Annotated in this window: 5 protein-coding genes; 2 read left to right on the top strand and 3 right to left on the bottom strand. The window is 73.4% G+C overall.

The genetic code is table 11. The annotated features are described in order from the left end of the window. Positions 1–57: 57 nt before the first annotated feature. Positions 58–759, bottom strand: coding sequence for a TetR-like C-terminal domain-containing protein (locus tag Q9S36_RS51160; RefSeq protein ID WP_311292389.1), 702 nt, complete (start codon positions 757–759; stop codon positions 58–60). A 130-nt stretch (positions 760–889) separates the two neighbouring features. On the opposite strand from Q9S36_RS51160, the gene Q9S36_RS51155 reads away from it, so the two are divergent. After that, positions 890–1,828, top strand: a complete 939-nt coding sequence (locus Q9S36_RS51155) for an NAD-dependent epimerase/dehydratase family protein (protein ID WP_311292388.1) — start codon at positions 890–892, stop codon at positions 1,826–1,828. Positions 1,829–1,890: 62 nt separating this feature from the next. Beyond that, positions 1,891–5,277, top strand: a complete 3,387-nt coding sequence (locus Q9S36_RS51150) for a pyruvate carboxylase (protein ID WP_311292387.1) — start codon at positions 1,891–1,893, stop codon at positions 5,275–5,277. Between the two features lie 13 nt (positions 5,278–5,290). Here the strand turns inward: Q9S36_RS51150 and Q9S36_RS51145 are convergent, their stop codons facing one another. Together Q9S36_RS51145 and Q9S36_RS51140 are read right to left on the bottom strand one after the other, a co-directional pair. Then, entirely contained in the window at positions 5,291–6,217 is a 927-nt protein-coding gene (locus tag Q9S36_RS51145; RefSeq protein WP_311292386.1) for an SGNH/GDSL hydrolase family protein, read from the bottom strand. Continuing rightward, positions 6,214–7,144, bottom strand: a 931-nt coding sequence (locus tag Q9S36_RS51140; protein ID WP_311292385.1) for a SpoIID/LytB domain-containing protein, incomplete at its 5' end; no start/stop codon positions are given. The genes Q9S36_RS51145 and Q9S36_RS51140, both read right to left, overlap by 4 nt.

Raw genomic sequence — 7,144 nt, 5'->3', positions numbered from 1 at the left:
CCCCCCGCCGGGGCGCCGCCCGCGGACGCAGGCGAAGTCGACGATCGATCAGTGCGGCTAGCGGAGGCCGACGGCTGCGACCAGCGCGGCCAGGTGGTGCTCGAAGATGTCCTTGGGGTCGGTGAAGGTGTCGGCGCCGTACTGCCCGAAGACCTCGAAGCTGACGCAGCCGAACAGCGCGGCCCAGGCGAGCATGCCGCGCGCGATCAGCGCGTCGGGGGCGGTGATGCCGAGGTCGCGGCGGATCCTGGCGAGGTCGCGGGCCAGCCGGCGCGGCCCGACGGCGTCCTCCGGCAGCGCGGCCTCGCCCGCGACCCACGCGTCCTCCCACACCTCGACCAGCCGACGGATCACCCGCGTGCCGGGCTCGGTGGTGCGCTCGGCGGGGGCCTCGTAGCCGGGCACGGGGCTGCCGAACAGCAGGGCGTACGTCGCCGGCTCGGCGAGGGCCCACTCCCGGACCGCACGGCCGATCGTCGTCATCCGACGCGCGTGGTCGGCTCGATCGACCGACGCGAGCGCCGCGTCGACCGCGTCACCGAGCTCGTCGTAGCCGTCCACGACGAGCAGGGTGAGCAGCTCGTCGCGGTTCGCGACGTAGCGGTAGACCGCTGACGACACCACCCCGAGGTCGCGCGCGACCGCACGCAGGGACAGGGCGGCTGCGCCGTCGGTCGCCAGGTGCGTGCGCCCGATGCGCACGATGTCGCGCATCGTCTGCTCGCGGGCCCGGCTGCGGGGCGTGGAGGCGTCTCCCATGCGGTCAGTGTGCCACATCAGGAAGCACTGGTAACAGATGAGAGCGCTGCTCTTGCTTTTCGCACGATCTGCATGCATGCTGGACTAAACGAGAGCACTGCTCTCACTTCATCCAGTCACGGGAGACCCCATGTCCGTCCACGTCGTCACCGGAGCCGGCCCCGTCGGCTCGACCGTCGCCCTCCAGCTCGCCGAGGCGGGCGAGCAGGTCCGGCTGCTGACCCGCTCGGGCAGCGGTCCCGAGCACCCCCTCATCGATCGTCGCCGGGTCGACGTCTCGCGGCGCGGCCACCTCGACGAGGCGTTCGCCGGAGCACTCGCCGTCCACCACTGCATCCACGGGTCGGCGTACGACGCCCGCGTCTGGCGCGCCGAGCTGCCCGTCGCCGAGCGCATGGTCCTCGACGCCGCCGGGCGGGCCGGCGCCGTGGTGACGTTCCCCGAGAGCCTCTACTCCTACGGCCCCGTGGACGGCCCCATCACCGAGGACCTGCCGCGCGCGGCCACCACGGGCAAGCTCGGCGTCCGCACGGACCTGCTCGCCCAGCGCGAGGCCTCGGCGACCCCGACCGTGAGCGTGGCGGCGTCCGACTTCTACGGCCCGCTCGTCCGCAACGCCCACGCCGGGGAGCGGATGGTGCCGACGGTCCTGGCCGGGCGCACCATGCGCGTGCTCGGCAGCCCCGACCAGCCCCACTCCTTCACCTACGTCCCCGACCTGGCCGCGGCGATGATCGCGGCTGCCGCGCGCGAGGACCTGTGGAACTCCTTCCTCCACGCCCCCACGGCACCCGCCCTCACCCAGCGGCAGCTCGTGGAGCGCACCGCGCGGACGGCCGGGGTGCCGGTGCCGAAGGTGTCCTCGATCCCGCTGTGGGTACTCCGCGCGTCGGGCGTGGTCTCGCGGGAGATGCGCGAGCTCGCGGAGACGTCGTACATGTTCACCGCGCCGTTCGTGCTCGACTCGACGGCCAGCGAGCAGCGCCTCGGCCTGGCGCCCACGCCGATGGACGACGGCCTGGCCGCGACGGTCGCGTGGTGGCGCACGCAGGAGCGCGCGGCGGCGTGAGGCCTGCCCGGGGTACGGACGAGTAACCCAGGTCACACCCGTCACTGGATAGGTTGCGGCCCATGTTCTCCAAGGTGCTCGTCGCCAACCGCGGCGAGATCGCAGTCAGGGCCTTCCGTGCCGCACGCGAGATCGGCGTGCGCACGGTGGCCGTGTTCCCCCACGAGGACCGCTGGTCCGAGCACCGAATGAAGGCCGAGGAGGCCTACCAGATCGGCGCGGAGGGACACCCGGTGCGGGCCTACCTCGACCCCGACGCCATCGTCGAGGTGGCGGTGCGGTGCGGGGCCGACGCGATCTACCCCGGCTACGGCTTCCTCTCGGAGAACCCCGCCCTCGCCGAGGCGTGCGCCGCCGCCGGCATCACCTTCATCGGCCCGAGCGCCGACGTGCTCACCCTGACCGGCAACAAGGCGCGCGCGATCGCCGCCGCCAAGGCCGCCGGCGTACCCGTCCTGGAGTCGGTGCCGCCCTCGACCGACGTCGACGAGCTCGTCGCCGCCGCCGAGCAGATCGAGGCACCGCTCTTCGTCAAGGCCGTCGCCGGCGGCGGCGGCCGCGGCATGCGCCGCGTCGACGACCGCGCCGACCTGCGCGAGGCGATCGAGACCTGCATGCGCGAGGCGGAGGGCGCCTTCGGCGACCCCACCGTCTTCATCGAGCAGGCCGTCGTGGACCCGCGCCACATCGAGGTGCAGATCCTCGCCGACGGGACCGGCTCGGACGAGGGCGTGATCCACCTCTACGAGCGCGACTGCTCGGTGCAGCGCCGCCACCAGAAGGTCGTCGAGATCGCCCCTGCGCCGGGGCTCGACCCCGAGCTCAGGGACCGCATCTGCGCCGACGCGGTCCGCTTCGCCCGCGAGATCGGCTACAAGAACGCCGGCACCGTCGAGTTCCTCCTCGACCCGTCGGGCAAGTACGTCTTCATCGAGATGAACCCGCGCATCCAGGTCGAGCACACCGTGACCGAGGAGGTCACCGGGGTCGACCTCGTCCAGTCGCAGATGCGCATCGCCGCCGGGGCGATGCTCGCCGACCTCGAGCTCACCCAGGAGTCGGTGCAGCCGCGCGGCTTCGCCCTCCAGTGCCGGATCACCACCGAGGACCCCGCCAACGGGTTCCGCCCCGACACCGGCAAGATCACGATGTACCGCTCCCCCGGCGGCCCGGGCGTGCGGCTCGACGGCGGCACGACCTACACCGGCGCCGAGATCAGCCCGCACTTCGACTCGATGCTGGCCAAGCTGACCTGTCGCGGCCGGACCTTCGAGTCGGCGGTGCAGAAGGCTCGCCGGGCGCTGCTGGAGTTCCGCATCCGCGGCGTCTCCACCAACGTCAGCTTCCTGCAGGCGGTGCTCGCCGACCCCGACTTCGCGGCCGGCGGCGTCACGACCTCGTTCATCGAGGACCACCCGCAGCTGCTGAAGGCCCAGGTCGGCGCCGACCGCGCGTCCCGCCTGCTGACCTACCTCGCCGACGTCACGGTCAACCAGCCGCACGGTCCGGCCCCCGTCACCGTCTCGGCGTCGAGCAAGCTGCCGGCGCTCGACCTCTCCACACCCGTCCCCGACGGGTCGCGCCAGCTGCTCGCCGAGGTCGGGCCCGAGGAGTTCGCCCGCCGGCTGCGGGCGCAGGACCGGGTCGCGGTCACCGACACGACCTTCCGCGACGCCCACCAGTCCCTCCTCGCCACGCGGGTGCGCACGCGCGACCTGCTGGCCGTCGCCGGGCACGTCGCCCGCACCACGCCCGAGCTCTGGTCGCTGGAGTGCTGGGGCGGGGCGACGTACGACGTGGCCCTGCGCTTCCTCTCCGAGGACCCCTGGGACCGGCTCGCCGCCCTGCGCGAGGCGGTGCCCAACGTGTGCCTCCAGATGCTGCTGCGCGGGCGCAACACCGTCGGCTACACCCCGTACCCGACCCGGGTCACGGAGGCGTTCGTCGAGGAGGCCGCGGCCACCGGCATCGACGTGTTCCGCATCTTCGACGCGCTCAACGACGTCTCCCAGATGCGCCCGGCGATCGAGGCGGTCCGCGCCACCGGCACCACCGTCGCCGAGGTCGCGCTGTGCTACACCGGCGACCTCTCGTCCCCCGACGAGCGGCTCTACACGCTCGACTACTACCTCCGCCTCGCCGACCAGATCGTGTCGGCGGGCGCACACGTCCTCGCGATCAAGGACATGGCCGGCCTGCTCCGCGCACCCGCCGCCCGGACCCTCGTCACCGCACTGCGGGAGCGGTTCGACCTGCCCGTCCACCTCCACACCCACGACACCCCGGGCGGCCAGCTCGCCACCCTCGTCGCGGCGATCGAGTCGGGGGTCGACGCGGTCGACGCCGCCAGCGCGGCCATGGCCGGCACCACCTCGCAGCCCGCGCTCTCGGCGCTCGTGTCGGCCACCGACCACTCCCCGCGCGAGACCGGGCTGTCCCTGGCCGCCGTGAACGCGATGGAGCCCTACTGGGAGGCCACCCGCCGCGTCTACGCGCCGTTCGAGTCGGGCCTCCCGGCGCCGACCGGGCGCGTCTACCGCCACGAGATCCCCGGCGGACAGCTCTCCAACCTCCGCCAGCAGGCCATCGCCCTCGGCCTGGGCGAGAAGTTCGAGCAGGTCGAGGACATGTACGCCGCCGCCAACGACATCCTCGGCAACGTGGTCAAGGTGACCCCCTCGTCCAAGGTCGTCGGCGACCTGGCCCTCGCGCTCGTCGCGGCCGGCGCCGACCCCGCGGAGTTCGAGGCCGACCCGGCGGCGTACGACGTCCCCGACTCGGTGATCGGCTTCCTCAGCGGCGAGCTCGGCGACCCGCCCGGCGGGTGGCCCGAGCCGTTCCGCACCAAGGCGCTCGCCGGCCGCACGTGGAAGCAGCCGACCGAAACCCTCACCGCCGAGCAGGAGGCCGGGCTCGAGGAGGACCGCCGCGGCACCCTCAACGAGCTGCTCTTCCCGGGGCCGACGGCCGCTTTCCGGGAGAGCCGCGAGTCCTTCGGCGACCTGTCGGTGCTCTCGACCGTCGACTACCTCTACGGCCTGCGACGCGGCGAGGAGCACAGCGTCCGGGTGCGGGAGGGCCGCGAGATGATCTTCGGACTCGAGGCGATCAGCGAGCCCGACGAGCGCGGCTTCCGCAACGTGCTGGCGACCATCGACGGGCAGCTGCGTCCGGTCCAGGTGCGCGACCGCACAGTGTCGGCAGACGTCACCTCCGCCGAGCGGGCCGACCCGAAGGTCCCCGGCCACGTCGCGGCACCCTACGACGGCGCCGTGACCGTGACGGTGGCGGAGGGCGACTCCGTCGAGGCTGGCCAGACCGTCGCCACGATCGAGGCGATGAAGATGGAGGCCTCGATCACCGCACCCGTCTCCGGCACGGTCGCCCGCCTGGCGATCCCGTCCACCAAGGCGGCCGAGGGTGGCGACCTGGTGCTGGTGATCGACTAGCCGCCGGGACCGCTCAGGGCTGGTTGAGGACGATCGCGTCGGGGTCGGGCTCGGCGTAATCGGTGACCTCGGGCTCGTCGCCGGTGACCTGCTCGAACACCTCGGCCGCCACGGCGCGCATGCCGTTGATCTTGGGGTGGAAGGGCGCGGCGATGCCGGCCCGGAAGCGCGGGCCGTTGACCCAGGCGCGGCCCTTGGCGCACACGTCGTGCCCCTTGGAGACGGCCTCCATGTCGACGTACGTCGCCCCTGCCGCCGCGGCGCCCCGCTCGAGCGAGCGGTTGAGCAGACCGGCGACGCGGGTGACCGGGCCGAGGACCTCCTCCGAGGCACCGACCGCGGCGCAGGTGCCTTCGGTCGGGAGGATGTCGGGATAGCCCACGACGTAGACGTCGGCGTCGGGGGCGCGCTGGCCGATGCGGCGCACGGCCTGCTCCACGCGGCCGGCGACCTTGCGCGCGTCGGCCTCCAGCTCGGCCACCGGGCAGGTCGACAGCCGGCCGTCCTGGCAGCGGATGAGCGAGTCATAGATGCCGAAGTCGTTGCCGCCGATGCCGAGGGTCACCAGGTCGGTGTCGGCCGAGAGCGCGTCGAGCTGCGGGCGGGTGGTCTTCCCGTCGAACATCAGCATCCGCTCGTAGAGGTCCGCCGTGGTCGCGGCCGAGCAGGACACGTCGGTGTAGCTGGCGACGTCGAGCCAGTCGGCCAGGAAGGCGGGGTAGTTGTCGCGCGAGCGGGCGCACCCGGTCGGGTCGGTCCGCATCGTGCCGATGAACGGGCCGGCGGAGAACGAGTCGCCGAGGGCGACGTAGTCGATGTCGGTGGTCACCTCGGTCTCCACGACCGGGTCCGGCAGGTCGAGGTCGCCGTCAGCCGCCTGGCCGCCCTCGCACCCCGTGGCAGCGAGGGCGAGCCCCGCCAGCAGCACTGCCCACCTCACTGCCGCGCCGGTCCGATCTGCCGCTGGGTGACCTCGAAGGTGAACCAGCTCGACGGGAGGCCGAGGGCGGAGCGGACGGTGTCGCCGTCGACGCTCACCCTGGTGCCGGTGGTGCCGACGAACGCCATGTCGACGACCCGGCCGCCCCAGTCGCCGTTGCCGTCGCGGGAGGTGACCTCGATGGTGGCGAGGTCTCCGATGGCGGGCCACTGCTTCTCGATGGCGGTGTCGTCGACGGTCTCGGTCCAGGTGGAGTACGTCGGGTTGGCGACGCCGTCGTAGGGGTCGGCCTGGGCGACGAGGTAGGGCATCGAGCCGGCAGCGGAGAAGCCGCCGTTGCTCGCGGAGAACTGGGTGAACGCGGGACGGCCGTCGTGGAAGAGACCCTGCTTCGCCGTCGCGCGGATCGCCGCGTCCGCGGCCGGGTGCTCGACGTCGGCGCCGCCGTAGACCTGGCACTGCGTGGTGTCGCAGAGGTCGTAGTGGGGCGCGGCGGGGTGGGAGCGCTCGAACGCGGCGTAGGTGCGGGCGGCGACCGACTGCGCGCTCACCGCGGCCGGCTCCCACAGGGGCGGCACCTCCTGGGGGACCACGCCGCGGAGGTAGGCCTCCATGCCGACGCGGTTGACGGTCTCGCGCTTCGCGCCGGGCCGGGGCGCGACCGACTGGAGCGCGCCGCGGTAGTCGCGGCGACCGCCCGGGAGGACCAGCGTCAGCCGGCCCGTGGTGGAGGAGAGCTCGGCCTCGCCGGGGACCTTCTTCCACGTCCGCCAGCGGCCGCCCCTCGTGGACTGCACCAGCGTGTCCGGGCCCTGGGCCACGAGGCGCCACTTGCGCGCCGCGATGGACGGCAGGCGCCAGGTGCGCTTGCGCGCCAGGCTGGTGACCTTGGTGCCGCGCTGGGCGAGGACCTGGACGTCACGCCCG

This window comes from Microbacterium sp. ARD31 (genome assembly GCF_031844425.1).
The sequence above is the reverse complement of the archived record's forward strand: the minus strand, read 5'-3'. Positions and strand labels throughout refer to the sequence as shown.